A 17,588-nucleotide genomic window follows, 5' to 3' on the forward strand; every position below is an offset into this window, starting at 1 on the left:
CGGTGGGAGGCGCGCGCACGATGCGCACCGTGGACCGCGCCGCGCGCATCCCGTGCGCGCACCTCCCACGAGGTCCGGTGCTTCGTGCGCGCCGCGCATACGGGTGCGCGCGCAGCACCGGCCCGCGGTCAGGTGCGGTGCCGGATGCGGTCCAGGTCCGCGTCGAGGACGGCGAGGTCGGGGTGGTCGCGGAGCTGCTGTTCGCGGGACCACGCGCCGAGGTCGGCCTTGTGGGCGGCCCGTACGGTGTCGTAGCTGGCGCCGGTGAGGGTGGCGATCAGGCCCATCTGGGTGTCGTCGAGGCCGTGGTACCGGTTGGCGGGCGCGTACATGATGACGGCATCGGCCGCGCACTCGAATCCGGCCGCGGTGAGCTTTTCGTAGAGCCAGCGCCGGAACGGGGTGTCCTGGTCCTCCCAGCGGGGATCCCAGCCGTCGTTCTCGGGGTCGTCGGGGCCGGGGCCGATGATGGGCATGCGCCATCCCTTTCCATAGGTCGGTCGGGGTATGCGGTAGGCGTACTCGGGGTCTGACCGCGTCGTCACCACAGCCAGACGTTGGAGTGGCGGATCCGGGACAGGGCGCGGGCGGCGGGACGGCGGGCGGCGCAGGCCGGGCAGAGCTCCATCCACACACCCGTCATCAGCGGGCCGTTCCAGTGCAGCGCTCGCGAGCGGGACGTGCCTCCGGGGCGAACTGAGAGCATGGGCTCATGGACGATGCGGCAGACCTCGGCAGGTTCCTTGTGCGCAGCGCGCATGAGTCGGAGTCGGACGCGCTGGTTGGTATCGACTCGGTCGCGGTCGGAGGTGACGCCGGGAGACGGGCGAGCATCCGAAGATGGTGCCAGCAGGGCCTCGTTGTCGTGGCAGAGGACACGTCTGGCCTGCTCGGCTACTGCGTGGTCGAGTACACGTTCTTCGAGCAGGGCTTCGTCACGATGCTCATGGTGGCCCCGTCGGCCCGCGGCAGGGGTGTTGGCCGTCGCTTGCTGGACGCTGCGGCCGCCTCGTGCACGACACCGAAGCTCTTCACCTCGGCCAATGTCTCCAACCAGCCGATGCAGCGACTGCTCCAGAAGGCCGGATGGATCCCGGCCGGCCTTCTCCACGGCCTCGACGAGGGCGACCCCGAGCTGTTCTACCTCCACCGACCACAAACCGGACGGACGCACGTGTGACCTGAAGCGGACCGCACGAGTCCATCGGATGCGCCGTCTCCAAGGAACCGGGCCGCGTCCAGCCCTCCGGCGGCACCGGAGGCGGGCGCGATGTCGGGGTCGGCGGGGAGAGCGAGGTGGCGGCGCGCGGCGGTGGTGGCCGCCGCCACGGCGGCGAGGGCCCCGGCGGTCTCCGGGCTGATCCGCGAGAGGGCGGCGCCCAGGACGCCGATCGCGTCCAGAGCATCCTCGGCCGCGCCCGTGCTCCACGCCGTCGGGGTGGCGGCGTCAGCGAGATGGCAGGCGCTCACCACCGCCAGCTCCGCCCGTGCTTCGGCTCCGGGCGGGGCGCGCGGGCCCGGGAAGCAAGCTCCACCCCGCGCAGTGTGCGGCCGAACTCGTCCGCTCCGGGGCGCTGCTGGATCGTCCAGGTCCGCAGCAGATCGCGCAGCCAGCGTTGCCGGATCGTGCGCAGGTCGACGGACTTGGGGGTTCTGATGCCCGCCAGTGTGCGGGACCGCTGGCCCAGCGCGCGCAGGTCCAGGATGTCGTCCCGGGCCGGTGCCACCCCGCAGGGGACGACCACCCTCACCCGCCCCAACAGCAGCCCCCTCCAGGGCACCTTCACGTACAGCGACGGCGGGGAGTCGGGCAAGCCGAGCAAGCTCAACAACGGCGGGCCCTACAGCATCGGCACCTACAACATGCTGATCATCGTCGCCGAGAACGGCGACGACTCCGACTACAACGACGCCATCATCGAGTTCAGCTGGCACACACCCCGCTAGACCCACACCCCGGACAAGCCGGCCACCCGCTCCCGGGGATGACCGGTGCGCACGATCACACCCACGCTGCACTCCCGCCCCGCTTCCGGCCCGGGATGCCGTATGCGGGGACACCAGCACCGACCAACCGCGAGCGTGACCGGTGCGGGACGAAGGCCGGGAAGAGGATCGGAAAGCCTGCTCGCCATCGGGCCTGTCGGGCCGCTCACGGCCGGACCGAACCACCGGGCACGGGCACGGGCACGGACACATCTTCCGTGAAGCAAGGGGCACGGCCGGACAGGCCGTGCCCCTTCGTCCCACCCAGCTGCGACCGGAGGCGACCGGGAGGCCTGGGTGGCCGGGACATGCGGGGCCCGTTCACTCCGACGAGTGACAGAGCGTCAGTTCCCAGTCGCATGATCCCACCGTGCGTTTCCGCACGCCGGGAGAGCGGCAGCCTTCCCGGGCCGTGACCCGCGACCGGGCTCGGTTCACCGCTGTTCTGCCGAGAGAAGGTATGCCATGTCCTGGCAGTCGTACGTGGACAACGATCTTGTGGGTTCGGGCCGGGTCCAGGCCGCGGCCATCATCGACGCCGCGAACGGGAACACCCGGGCGACAACCGCCGGGCTGCTCAAGCCCGGCGAGGGCGCCGCCATCGTGGCACTGTTCAGGAAGCCGGCCGACGTCTTCGCCAAGGGCGTCACCGTCAGCGGTGTCAAGTACATGGGGATCAAGGGGGACTCCCGCTCGGTCTACGGCAAGAAGGGCGCCACCGGCGTCGTCCTGGTCAAGACCAACCAGAGCATCCTCATCGGCCGCTACAACGAGACACAGCAGCCGGGTGACGCCGCACTGGTCGTGGAACAGCTCGCCGACCGCCTCATCGAGCAAGGCGACTAGAAAGGCCCGCCCAGCGGGAGCCGCCCGGCCGGGCGGGGAATCGGGCGCACGCGCTGCGCCTGGCGCCGGGCCCGGGACATGATGCCCCGTGACCCGGTGGCATATCCGGTCCGTTCCGGGCCGCAGGTGGTGTCAGGCTGCGGTTCCGTGGTGCGCAGCGGCGTCGCGTCGCTCCACCCAGGCCGGTCGGAGAACGCCAGGCCCAGGATCCCGCCGCTGGCCGGCCGGCGGCGGCATCTACCGCTGCACCGGCGACCAGCCCGGCTGATCCTGCCCCACCATGCGTGCGGGCCCGCGGCCAGAACAGGCCGGGGCCCGCACGCGGGTGCTGCGCGGCTCCCGGTCAGCGCCGGGGAAGGCGTTCCTGCGGGCCGCCGTGGACGGAATCGGCGCGCCGCAGGCCGCACCGCCGGAGCGTTTGCCACGCACCACGTGGCCTCCGCCTCCGTACGCACCACGGCGCGTGCCCACAGGCGATGCGGCGCGCTCCACCGGACGGGCATCAGCCCGGAGTCCGGTGGACGGCACAGTGGCGTCGGTGTCTGCTCCCCCGGGCAGACCGTGCGTCCGCGGGTGGGAAATCCGCTTCCTGCCGAGGATGCGCCCGCGGGCGCTGTGGTGGCGCATCCAGCGGGCGATGACTCGCAGCGTCACGGGCCTGGTGACCAGGGCGATCGAGGTCGTGGTGCGAGCGTCACCGGTGAGGGTGTGGGGGCCGCCGTGTCCGGGGCTGTTGAGTGCGGTCCGGGCACGGCGGTGGGGTGGGCCTCAGGCGAGGGCGAGGCTGATCTGGTTGTTGAAGATCACCCAGTGCTGGCCGCGGTCAGCGCTGTCGCACGGCTTGGTCGAGATGTTCGGGGTTCCCCAGGCGTTGGCGAGACAGTAGGCCGGGTCGAAGGTGAGGGAGATCTGCTGCCCCGAGACGGACCAGTACTGGCCCTGGTCGGCGGGGTCGCACGGCTTCGTGGAGATGCCCGGGGTGCCCCAGGCGTTGGCGAGACAGTAACCCCGCGCGTTGGTGAGGGAGATCTGCTGCCCCGAGACGGTCCACTGCTGGCCGCGGTCGGCGCTGTCGCACGGCTTGCTCGAGATGTCCGGCGTGCCCCAAGCGTTGGCCAGACAGTAGCGGCCGGGGACACGCTGGGACGGCGCGGCGGTCTCTGAGGCCCCCGCCCCGGTGGCCGGGAGAAGCGAGGCCGTCAGGGCCAGCGCGGCGAGGGCGAGCGTCCTGCGGAATGCGATTGCCATGGGTGGAATCCGTTCCTGTAGGCATGCGGTTCATGCACGGCCATGAGGTGCTTCCCGGCCCGGGCCCGAGCGCAAGACCATTAGTAGCAGCGGCTGTTGACCGGCCGACAGATCTACGTCACCCGTTCATCCGAACGAGCAGGCCACGGGCGCCGAGCTGACAGGCACCCGGACTGGTCGAGCGGAGCGGCCGGCGGAACCCGGGCCCCGGAGGCAGGGACGGACGGCCGCGCCCACAGCGAGAGGCAGCAGAATTCAGCCTTCCGAAGCAGTGCATCGTCCGCGGCCCGACCACCGATGTGGTCACCCGCGTTTCCGGGGCGGCCGTCCGGTCCCGCGGACACTCCTGCGGCACCGCGGCCTGCCGGTGAGCGCGGACGGCGGCGACCCGCTGGACGGGGTCGAGGGCAGCGCTCCCGCCGGGTTCGTCTCCCGCTTCCCCGCCATCAGCTCCACCGCCCCATCACCCGCGACCGGCCGCCCGCCACACACCGGCCCTCGGTCGTCGGCAGAGCTCCGGCCCACCGGTGATTCGCCCCCGCCAGTGCGCAAGATCACGCGATGTCAGATGCGGTATCACTCGTCCGGCACGGTGCCTTAGAGTCCGGGAGGGGCCCGCCGGTCCCTTTGAGAACGGGATGTGTGCTGTGGCGGATGAAAAAATATCGGATCGCCTGATCGGCTTGTTGTCGGTTCGCGGTGAGGACCTGGCCTCGGAGTGGGCGGACAAGGTCACCGGTTCGCTGGGAGGGCGCGTCAGCCGCGGAGAGGTCCAGCGCGAACTGCAGGAGCTGTACGGCGCCCTGGTGGCCGCCCTGGGTGAGGGACACCTGGACGGGCGTGCGGAGGCCTTCGGCGAGGTCCGCGCCCTGCTGACCGAGCTGTCGCGGACCCGGGCCCAGCAGGGGTTCACCCCGACCGAGACCGCGGTGAGCGTGTTCGCGCTCAAGGAGGTTCTGGAGCCGGCGCTGGACGGCAAGGACAGCGATGTCCCTGTGTACCTGAAGTTCGCCGCCCTGCTGGACTACCTGGGCCTGTTCACCATCGAGGTGTACACGCGTACCCGGGAGGAGCTGATCTCGGCGCAGGCCGAGCAGCTGATGGAGCTTTCCACGCCGGTGGTGAAGCTGTGGGACGGGGTCATCGGTGTTCCGCTGGTCGGCACCCTGGACTCGGCGCGCACCATGGTCGTGATGGAGAAGATGCTCCAAGCCCTGATCGACACGGGCTCCGAGCAGGCCATCATCGACATCACCGGTGTCCCCGCGGTCGACACCGAGGTCGCCCAGCACCTGCTCAAGACGGTCGTCGCCGCGCGCCTGATGGGTGCGGAGTGCACGATCTCGGGGATCCGGCCGCAGATCGCGCAGACGATCGTGGCGCTGGGGATCGACTTCGGTGACATCGTCACCAAGGCCACCCTCGCCGACGCCCTGCGGCACGCGCTGCGCCGCTCCGGTGTGACCTTCTCGCGTACCGCCCCGCAGGCCGGTAGCCGGTGAGCGAGCAGGTACCGGTCCTTCGGATCGGACAAGTACTGCTGGTGTCCATCCAGACGGATCTGGACGACCAGGCGGTGCTGCAATTGCAGGACGACCTCGCCGCCGCGGTCGTGGACTCCGGCGCGCACGGGGTGGTCATCGACATCACCGCCGTGGAGATCGTGGACTCCTTCGTGGGCCGGATGCTGTCCACCATCGCCTCCATCTCCCGCCTGCTGGACGCCCAGACCGTCGTGGTCGGCATGCGTCCGGCTGTCGCCATCACCCTCGTCGAGCTCGGGCTCTCGCTGGGCGGGGTGCGCACCGCGCTCACCTTGGACAAGGGCCTGAAGGTCCTGGCACGGGCCCGCAGGAACGCGGTGGCCGATACGACGGCGGATGCCTGGGGTGATTTCGGGGATGAGGGCGTGGCGCCGGATTCCGCGGCCGGGCAGTGAGCGGCCTTGGTCGTGACCCTCAGGTGCTGGAGATCTCCGCCAACGCCGGCGTCGTTCAGGCCCGGCAGATGGTCCGCGCCCTGGCCCAGGAGTGCAGGCTGTCCCTGGTGGAGCAGACCAAGCTGATCACCGCGGCCAGCGAGCTGGCCCGTAACACCCTCATCTACGGCGGTGGTGGCGCGATGACGGCCGCACTGGTCGAGGAAAGAGGTCGCCGCGGTGTACGCCTGGTCTTCGCCGATGAGGGGCCCGGCATCCCCGACACCGACCTGGCGATGACCGACGGCTGGACCTCGGGCAGCGGTATGGGCCTTGGCCTGTCCGGGTCCAAGCGACTGGTCGACGACTTCGTCCTGGACACCGGGCCCGGTCGGGGCACCACCGTCACCATCACCAAGTGGGCCCGGTGATCGCCGTGGGCAAGCCGCTGCTGCTGGACTGCGAGGACGTCGCCTGGTTCCGTGATCAGCCCGACGCCGCTCGCGGTGCGGCCGCCGCTCTGGGCCGGCGTGTCGGACTGGGAGAGCACCGCACTGCCCAGCTGGTGCTCGCCGTCGCCGAATTGGCGACGAACGTCACCAAGCACAGCAACGACGGCTCCGTACTGCTGCGTGTGCTGCGCGATCCCGCGGTGGCCGGTGTCGAGGTGCTCGTGCTCGACACCGGGCCGGGCATGGCCGATGTGCCGGCGGCCTTGCGTGACGGGGTATCGACGATCGGGACTCTGGGCATCGGCCTGGGCTCGGTGAAGCGTCTGGCGGACCGGTTCGATGTGCACTCCGTGCCGGGCGTCGGTACCGTGCAGCTGGCCCGGTTCTGGCCCCGCCCCCTGCCGGCTTCGGTGGCCGGTGAGGCAGTCGTGGGCGGCATCACGAGGCCCATCGGCGGTGAGGTTGTCTGTGGTGACGCATGGGCCGCGCGCAGCGACGCGGGTGCGGGTGAGGAGGCCGCACGGGTACCGGCCGAGCAGAGCGGATCCCGTCTGACCGGCTCCGGCGCCGTGCCGGACTGGTCGGCCATGACCGCGGCCGGAACGGGTCACAGGGCCGCGCGGCACGCCGCGGCGGAACCGGTGCGCTCGTCGCGGCCGGCGGGCGAGCGCTCGGAGCTCGTTCGCGGTGCCGCTGAGGGGCCGGGGCAGGGGGTGCTGGTGATGTCGTGCGACGGGCTCGGCCACGGCCCGATGGCCGCGCGCGCCTCGCAGGCCGCCGTCCATGCCTTTCGGACAGGGTCCGGCCGTACCCCCGAGCAAGTGGTGGAGGAGGTGCACCGGGCCTTGCGCGGGACCCGTGGGGCCGCGGTGGCCGTGGCCCGCCTGGAGGCGGGTGGGCGGCTGCTGTTCTGCGGCATCGGGAACATCGCCGCCTCCGTCGTCACCACGGGGACCCGCGCGAACCTGCTCTCCCATCCCGGGATCGTCGGCAGCCAGATGCGCCAGCTGCGCACCTACGAACAGCGGATGCCTGCCGGCGGAACGCTGGTGATGCACTCCGACGGACTGAGCGAACGCTGGAGACCCGGGGACCTGGCCACGCTGCTCCACCACCCGCCCGCCGTGATAGCCGCCGGACTCCTGCGTCATGCCGGGACCCGTCGCGACGACGCCAGCGTCGTGATCGCCAAGGGAGCCTGGTGAACGTGCCCGCCCCCCGCAGCCGAGCCGCCGGCCTGGCCACAGCGGTCGCCACCGAGCAGGACGTGTTCGCCCTGCGGCGGCGGGCCAAGTTCGTCGCTCAGGCCGTCGGCCTCGACAACCGCGACCAGGTCCGCCTCGCCACCGCCCTCAGTGAGCTGGGGCGCGACCTGCTGCGTCCCGCGCCGATGACCGTCACCTTCGACGTTCTCCGGGAGCCGGCCGCGCTGAGGGCTTCACTGCGGTGGCGCGACGACCGCACGCCCAGCAACGAGTCGCTGGCCTCCGTCACCCGGCTGCTGCCGCAGACGAGTTACGAGTCTGCCCTGCACGCCCGGGTACGTGGGGCCGCGGCTTCCCACGGCGTCGGCGGCCGGATCGACATCGTCTGCCCGCTCCCGGCATCCGCCCCGGTCCCGGACATGGACCAGGTCGCGGCGCTTCTGGAGGCGGATGCACCCGCGAGCGCGATCGACGACCTGCGGGCACAGACCCGCGACCTGATGGCCGCGCTGGAGGAGGCACACGCCCAGCGCGACGAGCTCGAACGCCTCAACGAGGAACTCACCGAGACCAACGCCGGGGTGATGGCCCTCTACGCGGAACTCACCGTCGAGCACAAGGACGTCGTCCAGCGCTACGGGGAAGAACACGAACTCGCCCTGACCCTCCAGCGCTCCTTCCTGCCGACCAGCCTCCCGGACAGCCCCGGCGTCGAACTCGCCTTCCGCTACCTGCCCTCCACCACCACGGCCGAGATCGGCGGCGACTTCTACGAAGCCCTTCACACCCCCCACGGGCTCCTCCTGGCCGTGGGCGACGTCGCCGGGCACTCCATGCAGGCCGCCATGGTCATGGGCCAGCTCCGCCACGCCCTCCGCGCCTACGCCGCCCAGGGGCACCCCCCTCACACCCTGCTGGAACACCTCGACCACCTGATGGGCCTGCACCAGCCCGGCTGGACCACCAGCCTGTGCATCGCCCTGATCGAACCCGGCAACACGCGTATCCACATCGCCAACGCCGGTCACCTGCCGCCACTGCTCCTGCCGCCGGACGGCCCGCCGCGGTTTCTGCGCGAACACGGCCCCCTGCTCGGCATCGGGCTGCCCCAGCCGCCCGCTGTCAGCCACACCGTCGAGCCCGGCAGCCGACTCCTCATGATCACCGACGGACTCATCGAAAACCGCGACAGCGACCTCTACGCCCGTCTCGATCTCCTCGCCGCCACCGCCGCGACCGGCCCCGAGGAACCCGAAGCCCTCTGCACGAAACTCACGGAGGCATTCGCCGGGGATCCCGACGACGACATCATCATCTTCACCGCCAGAATCCGGCCCCCCGTATGAAGCCCGCGCCCCCGCCTCCGCGTGAGCGCACCGGACGGAACCCTGACCGGGTCCCGGCCGTTTCCCCCCTTGAGGGCAGGTACCTTCCGCACCCGCGGCGCCCCGTCGGTCGGTGTCGGGTGCTCGGGTGCTGCGGCGGGACCGTCGGGCCGGGTCCGTAGGGTGTGCGAGGGAAGCGACCAGGTGAACAGGCGCTCGGCAGGTAAGGCAGGCTCCATGGACCAGGCTGCGGACGGCAACGACGAGCAGCTGCAAGCCGGTGCGCTCAAATCCTCCACGCAGTTCCACGGCACGGAAGCCGTCGCGCAGGCCCGCGCCAGGGCCCACACGTTCCTCGCCGGCCTGCGGAACGAGCACGGTGTGCCCGTCTCCGGCCTCGCCGCGGAACTCGTCGAACTCGTGGTCAGCGAACTCGTCACGAACGCCCGCAAGTACGCCCCCGGCCCCTACCTGCTGACCCTCGAACTCCGCGACGTCTGCGTCGAGGTGAGCGTCCGGGACAGCAACCCCGCCCTGCCGACGATCCTGGCACCCGACCCTTATCGCATCGGCCGACACGGGCTCGAAATTGTCGCGGCCTCCGCGCAGACCTTGCGCATCGAGCGGGAACCCGGCGGCAAACGCATCACCGCGGCCGTCGCCCTGGCCGGCCCCGCGGACAGCTGAGGGTCACCCGTCCCACTCCTCGTCATGCTGCCCACCGCCCCGGCTCCGAAGCGGACCAGGCACCGAGTGCCGGACGACGCTGCCCGCCTTGCAGGTACGGTCTGTCCCACTCCCACCCCCACACCCGATACCCGATACCCGGAGGAAAGAAGAGCGTGCAGCACGAGCAGAAGGGGGCATCGCAGCCCATCGTGATCCGTGTGACCGGCGAGCTGGACATGGACCGGGCGCAAGCGCTCCGCGTCGACCTCGGCGAGGCCATCGAAGCGGCGCCCGGATCCGCCGCCGTGACCGTCGACCTCAGCGGCCTGACCTTCTGCGACTCCTCAGGGCTCAACGTGCTCCTCGGCGCCCGCCTCCACGCGCAGGAAGCAGGCCACGTCCTGCGCCTCGCCGGACCGCCCCGGCAGGTGCTGAACCTTCTGGAGATGACCGGCGCGATCGCCTTGTTCCCCATCGACCGGACCCCGCCCACCTGAGCCACCACGGGTACCCGCGTACGTCTCCCCGGCAGGGCGTTGCGGCACTCATCTCCACGAAGGCGGGCCCACCACGTGCGGTCGCGGGCCTTGCCTGTGCCTCGCGCCAAGTGGCGGGAGGTTACGCGACGGCTGCCGTCAGAGCCGGGCGGTGGGCGAACACCCCGAAGGTGCCCGTCATCCCCAGATGCCACCGGACCAGTGGGCTCAGGGGTCCGATCAGGACCAGGGGGCAGGCAGCGCGGGCAGACGCTGGAGTGCGGCCGGTTCCCGTGCCTTCACCTCCCACTGGGCCGGACGGGCGGGTTCGAAGCCGTGGCGGCGGACACATCGCGCCGCCGGTCCACATCTGCGGACTCCCTCACCGGCTGTGAACGCGCCGTCACCTCACGGGGAAGTAGTGGCCAGGCCCAGCTCTTCGCACACCTCGGTGCGGCGGGACACCATCTCGCCAGCCGGTATGCGGCCTGCTCACAGGTGGGCGTCCAGGAACTCCCTGAGCGCGGCCCCGGCCATCGGACCGCTCCCGGCCGCAGTCGCCTCGCCCCGATCGATCAGCACGAAGGAGGGCGCGCCGGTGACGCCGTACCGCCGTACAGGGCCGGGGCACCTGGCGATGTCGGCCCGCACGACGATCAGCCGCCCCTGGTAGGCGTCGGCCGCCTCCCGCACCAGGGGCTCCATTTCCTTGCATGCTGCCACGGCCTTGGGCCACACCCCGTGGAAGTACGCGAGTACCGGGACGTCCGCCCTCGCCAGGATGAACTCGAACTCGGCGTCCTCCTGGGGTTGATGGACCCTGTCTGCCATCGGCACTCCTTGACGCTGCACTCGACGTGAGGCAGTGGGTGCCTCCTTGTGTCTGCTGCCCGAGGTGGCGCGCACCGCCCGTCAGTGGGCCTTGCGCACACGGCCGGCCTTGCGGGCCTCTGCCATCATGCGCGCCTCCGCGGCTTTCCTGGATTCCTTCGGCGGGCGGGCGCCCAGACCCCGGAACGCCGCGTTGCCGGTGTTTGCCTTGTCCTGCACCGGCGGGCGCTTCGCGCCGGTGATCGTGGTCAGCCTCTCCTCGCCGGAGCGGACCTGGGTGACCGTGGGCCGGATGCCGGCATCCGACATCATCCGGTTCACGTCCCGGCGCTGGCTTGGCGTGACCAGGGTGACCACACTGCCGGACTCGCCGGCACGCGCGGTGCGCCCGCCGCGGTGGAGGTAGTCCTTGGGTTCGGAGGGAGGATCGACGTTGACGACGAGGTCCAGGTGCTCGACGTGGATGCCACGGGCGGCAACGTTGGTGGCCACCAGCACCGTGATCGCGCCGTCCTTGAACCGGGCCAGCGTGTGCGTTCGCTGCGGCTGCGACTTCCCGCTGTGCAGAGCACCTGCCTTGATGCCGCTGCTCCGCAGATGGCGGGTGAACTGATCCACAGCCTGCTTGGTGTCCAGGAACATCAGCACCCGCCCGTCCCGGGCCGCGATCTCGGTGGCTGTCGCGTATTTGTCGGCGGGATGGACGTTCAGCACGTGGTGCTCCATCGTCGCGACCGAACCCTCCGCCCGGTCGACCGTGGCGAGCACCGGCTCACTCAGATGGTCCCTGACAAGTTGATCGACGTTCCGGTCGAGCGTCGCGGAGAACAGCATCCGCTGCCCGCCGCGGGGAACCTGCTCCAGGATCTGCGAGACCTGCGGCAGGAAGCCCATGTCGCACATCTGGTCCGCCTCGTCCAGCACCGCGATCCGTACCCGGTCCAGGTGGCAGTCCCGCCGGGTGACGAGATCGGCCAGCCGTCCCGGCGTCGCCACCACGACCTCGGCACCCGCCCGGAGAGCCGCCGCCTGCCGGTTGATCGCCAGCCCGCCCACCACGGTCACCGACCGTAGTCCGAGCGCCTCCGCATAGGGAGCCAGCACCTCGCTCACCTGCTGCGCGAGTTCCCTCGTCGGCACCAGGACCAGCGCGAGGGGGCGCTTCGGTTCGGCGCGATGGCCCGCCGTACGGGCGAGGAGCGCCAGCCCGAAGGCGAGGGTTTTCCCCGATCCGGTCCGCGCGCGGCCCAGGACGTCCCGGCCGGCCAGCGCGCTGGGCAGGATGGCCGCCTGGATCGGGAACGGATCCCGTACGCCGAGCTCCGCCAGCACCCTCATCAGCTCGACCGGCAGTTCCAGGTCCGCGAAGGACACGGCCGGCGGAAGGCCGGGGGCCGACGTCCCCGGCACTGAGAGCTCGCCCTGCGGGGCCCTCCCCTGGTCAGACCTGCCTGGTCCGGAGCGGCCGAAGGAGGGCTGCTTCGCCTTCATGGGGTCCTTCCTCATTTCGATGCCCTGAACGGGCCGGGGCCCGTGCCTTGTCCGGCACGGGCCCCGGTTGTCTGCGAGCGTGACCCCCGACCTTACCAGCGCCGGACTCACGTCAGCCGTCCCGCCGCCCGGCCGGTGACGGACTCGTTCTCGCGCGGCTCCCAGCGCCGGCCACATCACCACCCTGCGAATGCCTCACCGCCCAGGACCACCGAAACCTGGCTTTGTGAGTGAGCTGCGAGAGCTCCCGCAGCTCAGCCGGGAACGAGCAGCCAGGCCGGCTTCAGCGTCTCCGCCCGTCGGGCCGGCCGAAGCCGAGGAGGGAGGACCCCTCCGGTCGTCGTCAGGTGAGAGGGGCGACAAGGAGCGGTGGCATTGTCCGCGTGCGGATCGGGCACCGCCCGCGCCCGGCAGACAGCGTTCTCCACCAGGCGCCGGGCGGACGCGCGCGGCACGCCGGTGAGGTAGTCGGTCAGGACGTGATCGTCGTCGCCGTAGGGCTCGTAGGCGTCGTCGCTGGTGAGGAGGAGCCGTCCGGGGCGGGCCTGTCCACGGACGGTCTCCGCGGCGGGGTGGCGTAGCGTTCTTCGGTCTGCTTGCCGTCCGAGCCCGCGCCGAGGCAGGCGGTGAGGGCGTTGCGGTCTCCGTGGCCGTCGTAGGCGCGGCGTTGGTTGTGGTCCTCGGGGATGAGGCGGAGGTGTCCGTCGAGGAGGAGGTACAGGGACGGTCCGGCTGCCCGGTCGCCCTCGCCCTCGCCCTCGCCCTCGCCCTCGCCCTCGGCGGATGCTGCGGAGCGGGTTCACCGTCCCACGCCTCCGCCCTCATCGCCGCCACATGGGTGTGGCCCGCGCTCTCCACATCCAGCCGGCCCGGTAACGCGGTCAGCAGAGCACCACTCCCCCCGCCTCTCCGGAGACCGCCGTCTCGACGCACGTGTGCGCGGGTGATCCCGGTTAGTGGCGGCCGGTGGCCAGGATGACGAGGAACTGGCCGCCGCCCGCCTCGATACCGGCGGTCACGGGCAGCCCCGGTACCAGTCGGGAGAACCGGTCCTCCAGCCAATCCGCCGCCTCTTGAGCGTCCTTCCTGGTCGGGCACCGGCCCACCATCTCGCGGCCTCCCTTGCGCGACAGCCTTTCGGCAACGGCGAGCAGCGGCGCGGGTTCGACTACGTACAGGCGCTCCGGCCAGGCGATGACCGCCTTGACCGCGCCCTTGCGGGTATTGCACCCGCGATGCGCGAGCCGCTCGGCGACCTTGGCCTTCCGGTCTGCGGTGCGGCTGTCGACACTGGGCCCCCGCGGGTCGTTCACCGACTCGTCGGGGTCGACCGGTTCGTCACACACCCAGCACCGCCAGCCGTCGCGCTCGGCCACATCATCAAGAAGACTCATCCGAGCAAACTAACCTGCCCGGCCCCCACCCACGCACCAGGGCCCGGCAACGCCTCAACACGGGGCGGCTGGGATGAGCGCGGCGCTCTGGTCCGGCACCGGCTCCACGACAGCTGCCCGCCCGCAGTGAGGAAGGCGTTGACGCTGAACCACCGCACCATGTTGGGCCCCGGGCGGGGCGTCCGGTTCGAGGACATACCGGCTGTACGCAGCTTCGCGAGCCGGCACCACGCGGGGTGACCACAGGCAAGGCCGCTCCGGCTACGAGTCGTGGCCGGAGCGGGCCGACTGATCTTGCTGGACTTCGCCCCGGATGCGATGGAGATCGCCTCACAGCCGTTCCGGCTCCACTTTCAGCGCGGCACCTTCGGCGACTTCTACAGGCCGCCCGGTCGCTTGTTCATCATGTCGAGGGTCGGCCAAGGAGGACCGCCGCGCAGTACGCGCAGAAACTCCTCTCCGAAGCGCCTCCCGTTCGGAAACTGGTCGCCAAGCTCCCAACGCCACGCGGCGACCATCGCGAGAACGAGCTGTCGACACTCGTCCAGAAGCCCTTGGTCGATGTTCGGGTAGTTGTTGCAGACCGCCTCGGGAACATGGGCGAGGTCGAACTCGACGGGTCCACGACAGCACGTCTCCAGGTCGATGAACAAAGGGCCGTTCCCCGTGCTGAGCACATTGCCCGGATGCGGCTCTCCGTGGAGCAGCTGCTCCACGGCGCCGCGCTTCTCGATCGCGCTTCGCAGGCCGGCCAGCCTCCCGCCGAGGAACACTCGGTCTGCGTCGGCGAGCTCCGGCGAGCGGTCCGGGTCGGCGACAACTCCTTCCGCCTCAGCGATCCGGTCCGTGAACCTCAGGCTCGGCATATCGACGTCGCGCATGCTGGCGTGCAGCTGCTCCAGCGCCTTGGCGTATTCGACCGGTGAGAAGCGAGGTGCCACAGGCTCGTAGTAGGTCCACAGCGTGACTGCGAATCCATCACGCGTGTACACACGCGGGTCCGCCCGAGGCTCCAAGGGGCACACCGGGCATCCGATCTCGGTGAGCCGCTGAGCGAGCTCGACTTCGAACTGTGCAACCTCTCGCCCCACAGGGGCGACTCGGGCAAAGACGTCGCATGGAGTCAGCCGCAGCGCCAGCTTGTTCGAGTTGTGGAGAACGATCGCGTCGTCGGCCGGGAGGTCGAGCAACGTGGCGACCGAAGTCGCAGCCGCGATCGCACGCGTGACATCGGTGATCTCCACCCTTGAATCTTGGCACAGGTGAGCGACAGAGGTGCCGACAATCATGGCTCTTCGTATCAGCCAGGCCTCTCACTCAACCTTCGCCGGGAATCGCTCAACCTTCACTGCGAGGTAGACGCAGCGCGCTGGCGCATGCCCGGCGTCACCGCCCGTGTCGATCATGGCGACCCGCATGCCGACGTCGCGCAGCCATGCCGTGGCGTGCTCGGTCAGCCGCCCCCGTTGGCCAGTCCGAGCTTCCCCGCTGGACAACACTTTCGCGGCTCAGCGCCGGGGATGGCCCCGCCGGTAGAGTCGCTCCGGGGAGAGCGCTGATCTGGGGGACTCATGACGGCAACGGATGCACCGCCCATCGTCTTGGTACACGGGACGCGGTTCAGTGCGGGACAGTGGAGCCCGCAGCTCGCCGCACTTCAAGCAGACTTCCCGGTAGCCGCCGTCGACCTGCCTGGCCACGGCACCCGCTCCGCTCAACCCTGGAGCCTGAACGCGGCGACGGAGATCATCGCTTCCGCGGTGGACTCGCTCGACCGCGGGCCGGCTCTGGTCGTCGGGCACTCGCTCGGCGGATACGCCTCACTGGAGTTCGCGCGGCGCTGCCCGGAGCAGCTGCGCGGGCTGGTCCTTACGGGGGCCAGCGCCTCAACTTGTGGCCCGTGGGCGACGCCGTATCGGTGGGTCGCCGGGCTCATCCCTCGCATACCGGCGGACCGGTTGGCCCGGTGGAACGACCGGTTGCTGCGCCGGCTCTATCCTCCCGAGGTGGTGGAGGCGACCATCCGCTCCGGCTACGCCTTCCACACTGTGTCGGCCGCCTGGGGCGAGGTGCTGGGCCGATTCGACGCGGGTGCGATGCGTCATGTGGCGGCGCCCGTGCTCATCCTGAACGGCGAGAAGGACACCGTCTTCCGGTCCGGCGAGATCGACTTCGTCCGCGCGCATCCGAACGCCCGCGTCGAGTTGATCCCGCGGGCAGGACATCTCGCGAACTTCGACGATCCAGATGCCTTCACCGAAGCCGTTCGCCGCTTCGCCCGGCATCTGTCTGTTCGCAGCTGAGTGCGCCATAGTCAGAGGCTCTGCGCCGTAGCAGTCATCGCGCTCGGCGCGTACACGATCGCCACGGCCAGGTAACGACCCTCCCTGGCGCGGTTCCCGGTACACCGGTGGCCCCCGGGAACGGCTACTTCTGACCCATGGGCACCACGTTGGCCCCGACCTGCGGCGCCGACGGGGCGAACCCGCATCCCAGCGAGGCCAGCACGCGCAGCGACATTCCGGCCAGGAAGACCCTGCGGCGACCGAGCAGGTCCGCGGCGCGGCCGCACAACAGCAGCAGGCCGGCGAAGGCCAGCGCATAGGCCTGACCGCCCAGTGGATGGTGGCGCCGTGCGCCCGGAACTCCCCCTCGATGGCCGGCAGGGCGGTCAGCAGACTGGTGCCGTCCAGGATGGTCATGAAGAACGCCGTGCCCAGCAGCACCAGCACCCGCCACTTCGAAGGGGACGGCCGCGGGCTCACCCGTACCCTCCCGCACCCAGCTCGGCTCCCAGCGCGTCGAGCCAGTCGCCGGTACCGATCTCCCGCCAGGAAGACTCCTCCCGACCGTCGAGAAAGGTGCCCTGCTCGGTGAGGACCAGCCGGGTGCCCCCGTCGGCCGGGCAGAACTCCACGGTCGTCAGTGACGCCGTCGCGAGAGCGTCCCCCGCGTACAGCACAGAGGTGTAGACGATGCGCTCGTCCGGGACGATGTCGCGGTACAGCGCCTCGAACGTCAGCGACGGGCCGCTGTCCGGACGGCTGCGGTTGACCTCCCGGCCCCCGACCCGGAAGTCCAGCTCATGGTCGGCGTCGGGCGTGGAGAACCAGCGGGCCTTGGCCTTCGGGTCGGCCCATTCCGCGAACACCCGGGCCGCCGGGGCCGGGTAGAGGCGTTCGAGGGTGAACGTGGCGTGGGTGACGCAACGGTCGGTCATCACGGGCTCCCTTGCTCCGGTGTGCCGGGATCGTCGAGCAGGTGGTCGCCGAGCCGGTCCAGCAGCCGTTCCCAGGAGGTGCGCTGCCCGGCGAGCCAGTCCTCGGCCGTCCGCAGCACGTCCGGCTCGATGCGGCAGGTGCGGACGCGGCCGGTCTTCTCGGATCTGACCAGCCCGCAGGCTTCCAGCACCTGGATGTGCTGCATGACGGCCGGTAGTGACATCTCCAGTGGCCTCGCCAGTTCGCTGACCGACACCGGCCCGCGGACCAAGCGCTCCACCGTCGCCCGGCGCGTTCCGTCCGCCAGCGCCTGGAAAACCCGGTCCAGCGATCCGCCATAGTTAGGCATGTCATTGACTATGAGTCGGCACCTACCTATAGCCGAGTGTTTCCTTAACCAACGAGCCGATCACGGTGGTCATCGGAGCATCCCCGCGTAGCGGGACCGACGTGCCCGCGCCGTGGACCGACGGTGTTCGGGCTCGGCAAGCGGCGTCGCGCGATCCGGGTCCGGCCGGGGAGCCGG

20 protein-coding genes and 1 pseudogene are annotated in these 17,588 nt (G+C 70.8%); 11 read left to right on the forward strand and 10 right to left on the reverse strand.

The annotated features are described in order from the left end of the window. Window positions 1-128: 128 nt before the first annotated feature. The gene (locus tag AB852_RS14055; protein ID WP_073787929.1) at window positions 129-476 is read right to left on the reverse strand and encodes a hypothetical protein; all 348 of its coding nucleotides are present in this window, start codon (window positions 474-476) and stop codon (window positions 129-131) included. A gap of 65 nt (window positions 477-541) precedes the next feature. After that, window positions 542-760, reverse strand: a complete 219-nt coding sequence (locus tag AB852_RS39730; RefSeq protein WP_178391012.1) for a hypothetical protein — start codon at window positions 758-760, stop codon at window positions 542-544. Between AB852_RS39730 and AB852_RS14060 the strand changes: the two genes are divergently transcribed. Beyond that, window positions 713-1,180 (forward strand): GNAT family N-acetyltransferase, encoded by a 468-nt coding sequence (locus tag AB852_RS14060; RefSeq protein ID WP_073787932.1) that lies wholly within the window; start codon window positions 713-715, stop codon window positions 1,178-1,180. The two genes, AB852_RS39730 and AB852_RS14060, sit on opposite strands and share 48 nt — an antisense overlap. A 286-nt stretch (window positions 1,181-1,466) precedes the next feature. Here AB852_RS14060 and AB852_RS14070 read toward each other — a convergent pair whose 3' ends face one another. Then, on the reverse strand, window positions 1,467-1,727 hold the full coding sequence (locus tag AB852_RS14070; protein ID WP_178391014.1) for a hypothetical protein: 261 nt from the start codon (window positions 1,725-1,727) through the stop codon (window positions 1,467-1,469). On the opposite strand from AB852_RS14070, the gene AB852_RS14075 reads away from it, so the two are divergent. Both AB852_RS14075 and AB852_RS14080 read left to right on the forward strand, forming a co-directional pair. Beyond that, window positions 1,705-1,947: a fucose-binding lectin II gene (locus AB852_RS14075; RefSeq protein ID WP_073787936.1), complete on the forward strand. Its 243-nt coding sequence runs from the start codon at window positions 1,705-1,707 to the stop codon at window positions 1,945-1,947. The two genes, AB852_RS14070 and AB852_RS14075, sit on opposite strands and share 23 nt — an antisense overlap. 504 nt (window positions 1,948-2,451) lie before the next feature. Further along, window positions 2,452-2,832 carry a profilin gene (locus AB852_RS14080; RefSeq protein ID WP_073787938.1) on the forward strand — a complete coding sequence of 127 codons (381 nt, stop codon included), beginning with the start codon at window positions 2,452-2,454 and terminating at the stop codon, window positions 2,830-2,832. Between the two features lie 768 nt (window positions 2,833-3,600). Here the strand turns inward: AB852_RS14080 and AB852_RS14085 are convergent. Beyond that, window positions 3,601-4,080, reverse strand: coding sequence for a ricin-type beta-trefoil lectin domain protein (locus AB852_RS14085; protein ID WP_073787940.1), 480 nt, complete (start codon window positions 4,078-4,080; stop codon window positions 3,601-3,603). Between the two features lie 647 nt (window positions 4,081-4,727). Between AB852_RS14085 and AB852_RS14090 the strand changes: the two genes are divergently transcribed. The 7 genes and pseudogenes from AB852_RS14090 (at window position 4,728) to AB852_RS14120 (ending at window position 10,146) form a co-directional block, all read left to right on the forward strand. Beyond that, entirely contained in the window at window positions 4,728-5,582 is an 855-nt protein-coding gene (locus AB852_RS14090) for an STAS domain-containing protein (RefSeq protein WP_385926156.1), read from the forward strand. Then, window positions 5,579-5,932, forward strand: a pseudogene (locus AB852_RS14095) (STAS domain-containing protein); the annotation flags it as partial. The gene AB852_RS14090 and the pseudogene AB852_RS14095, both read left to right, overlap by 4 nt. Window positions 5,933-6,087: 155 nt before the next feature. After that, on the forward strand, window positions 6,088-6,429 hold the full coding sequence (locus AB852_RS14100; RefSeq protein ID WP_245876808.1) for an ATP-binding protein: 342 nt from the start codon (window positions 6,088-6,090) through the stop codon (window positions 6,427-6,429). Further along, complete coding sequence (locus tag AB852_RS14105; protein WP_073787949.1) at window positions 6,417-7,655, forward strand: ATP-binding SpoIIE family protein phosphatase; 1,239 nt, start codon at window positions 6,417-6,419, stop codon at window positions 7,653-7,655. The genes AB852_RS14100 and AB852_RS14105 overlap by 13 nt, the downstream gene beginning before the upstream one ends. Beyond that, the gene (locus tag AB852_RS14110) at window positions 7,652-9,001 is read left to right on the forward strand and encodes a PP2C family protein-serine/threonine phosphatase (protein ID WP_073787951.1); all 1,350 of its coding nucleotides are present in this window, start codon (window positions 7,652-7,654) and stop codon (window positions 8,999-9,001) included. The genes AB852_RS14105 and AB852_RS14110 overlap by 4 nt, the downstream gene beginning before the upstream one ends. A 216-nt stretch (window positions 9,002-9,217) precedes the next feature. After that, a complete protein-coding gene (locus AB852_RS14115; protein WP_073787953.1) occupies window positions 9,218-9,667 on the forward strand; it encodes an ATP-binding protein in 450 nt (149 codons plus the stop codon). A gap of 155 nt (window positions 9,668-9,822) precedes the next feature. Beyond that, complete coding sequence (locus AB852_RS14120) at window positions 9,823-10,146, forward strand: STAS domain-containing protein (protein ID WP_107499240.1); 324 nt, start codon at window positions 9,823-9,825, stop codon at window positions 10,144-10,146. 471 nt (window positions 10,147-10,617) lie between these two features. Here AB852_RS14120 and AB852_RS14125 read toward each other — a convergent pair whose 3' ends face one another. The 4 genes from AB852_RS14125 to AB852_RS14145 form a co-directional block, all read right to left on the reverse strand. Then, window positions 10,618-10,956 carry a thioredoxin family protein gene (locus AB852_RS14125; protein WP_073787957.1) on the reverse strand — a complete coding sequence of 113 codons (339 nt, stop codon included), beginning with the start codon at window positions 10,954-10,956 and terminating at the stop codon, window positions 10,618-10,620. 81 nt (window positions 10,957-11,037) lie between these two features. Beyond that, window positions 11,038-12,447 carry a DEAD/DEAH box helicase gene (locus AB852_RS14130; RefSeq protein ID WP_073787959.1) on the reverse strand — a complete coding sequence of 470 codons (1,410 nt, stop codon included), beginning with the start codon at window positions 12,445-12,447 and terminating at the stop codon, window positions 11,038-11,040. Between the two features lie 953 nt (window positions 12,448-13,400). Next, entirely contained in the window at window positions 13,401-13,841 is a 441-nt protein-coding gene (locus AB852_RS14140) for a hypothetical protein (protein ID WP_073787963.1), read from the reverse strand. Between the two features lie 377 nt (window positions 13,842-14,218). After that, window positions 14,219-15,085, reverse strand: coding sequence for a phosphotransferase (locus AB852_RS14145; RefSeq protein WP_178391015.1), 867 nt, complete (start codon window positions 15,083-15,085; stop codon window positions 14,219-14,221). 327 nt (window positions 15,086-15,412) lie between these two features. On the opposite strand from AB852_RS14145, the gene AB852_RS14155 reads away from it, so the two are divergent. Then, window positions 15,413-16,144, forward strand: a complete 732-nt coding sequence (locus AB852_RS14155) for an alpha/beta fold hydrolase (RefSeq protein WP_073787967.1) — start codon at window positions 15,413-15,415, stop codon at window positions 16,142-16,144. Between the two features lie 458 nt (window positions 16,145-16,602). Here AB852_RS14155 and AB852_RS14160 read toward each other — a convergent pair whose 3' ends face one another. Continuing rightward, complete coding sequence (locus AB852_RS14160; RefSeq protein WP_073787969.1) at window positions 16,603-17,061, reverse strand: SRPBCC family protein; 459 nt, start codon at window positions 17,059-17,061, stop codon at window positions 16,603-16,605. Next, a complete protein-coding gene (locus AB852_RS14165; RefSeq protein ID WP_178391016.1) occupies window positions 17,061-17,411 on the reverse strand; it encodes an ArsR/SmtB family transcription factor in 351 nt (116 codons plus the stop codon). Before AB852_RS14165 ends, AB852_RS14160 begins: the two co-directional genes overlap by 1 nt. Window positions 17,412-17,588 lie beyond the last annotated feature (177 nt).

This window comes from Streptomyces uncialis (assembly GCF_001905345.1).
In the GTDB taxonomy this organism is placed as follows: Bacteria; Actinomycetota; Actinomycetes; order Streptomycetales; family Streptomycetaceae; genus Streptomyces; species Streptomyces uncialis.

Excerpts from the sequence above, each read along its gene's own strand:
- AB852_RS14055 (WP_073787929.1), bottom strand. The coding sequence starts at position 476 with ATGCCCATCATCGGCCCCGGCCCCGACGACCCCGAGAACGACGGCTGG.
- AB852_RS14060 (WP_073787932.1), top strand. The coding sequence starts at position 713 with ATGGACGATGCGGCAGACCTCGGCAGGTTCCTTGTGCGCAGCGCGCAT.
- AB852_RS39730 (WP_178391012.1), bottom strand. The coding sequence starts at position 760 with ATGCGCGCTGCGCACAAGGAACCTGCCGAGGTCTGCCGCATCGTCCAT.
- AB852_RS14075 (WP_073787936.1), top strand. The coding sequence starts at position 1,705 with ATGTCGTCCCGGGCCGGTGCCACCCCGCAGGGGACGACCACCCTCACC.
- AB852_RS14080 (WP_073787938.1), top strand. The coding sequence starts at position 2,452 with ATGTCCTGGCAGTCGTACGTGGACAACGATCTTGTGGGTTCGGGCCGG.
- AB852_RS14085 (WP_073787940.1), bottom strand. The coding sequence starts at position 4,080 with ATGGCAATCGCATTCCGCAGGACGCTCGCCCTCGCCGCGCTGGCCCTG.
- AB852_RS14100 (WP_245876808.1), top strand. The coding sequence starts at position 6,088 with ATGGTCCGCGCCCTGGCCCAGGAGTGCAGGCTGTCCCTGGTGGAGCAG.
- AB852_RS14115 (WP_073787953.1), top strand. The coding sequence starts at position 9,218 with ATGGACCAGGCTGCGGACGGCAACGACGAGCAGCTGCAAGCCGGTGCG.
- AB852_RS14125 (WP_073787957.1), bottom strand. The coding sequence starts at position 10,956 with ATGGCAGACAGGGTCCATCAACCCCAGGAGGACGCCGAGTTCGAGTTC.
- AB852_RS14130 (WP_073787959.1), bottom strand. The coding sequence starts at position 12,447 with ATGAAGGCGAAGCAGCCCTCCTTCGGCCGCTCCGGACCAGGCAGGTCT.
- AB852_RS14140 (WP_073787963.1), bottom strand. The coding sequence starts at position 13,841 with ATGAGTCTTCTTGATGATGTGGCCGAGCGCGACGGCTGGCGGTGCTGG.
- AB852_RS14155 (WP_073787967.1), top strand. The coding sequence starts at position 15,413 with ATGACGGCAACGGATGCACCGCCCATCGTCTTGGTACACGGGACGCGG.
- AB852_RS14160 (WP_073787969.1), bottom strand. The coding sequence starts at position 17,061 with ATGACCGACCGTTGCGTCACCCACGCCACGTTCACCCTCGAACGCCTC.
- AB852_RS14165 (WP_178391016.1), bottom strand. The coding sequence starts at position 17,411 with ATGCCTAACTATGGCGGATCGCTGGACCGGGTTTTCCAGGCGCTGGCG.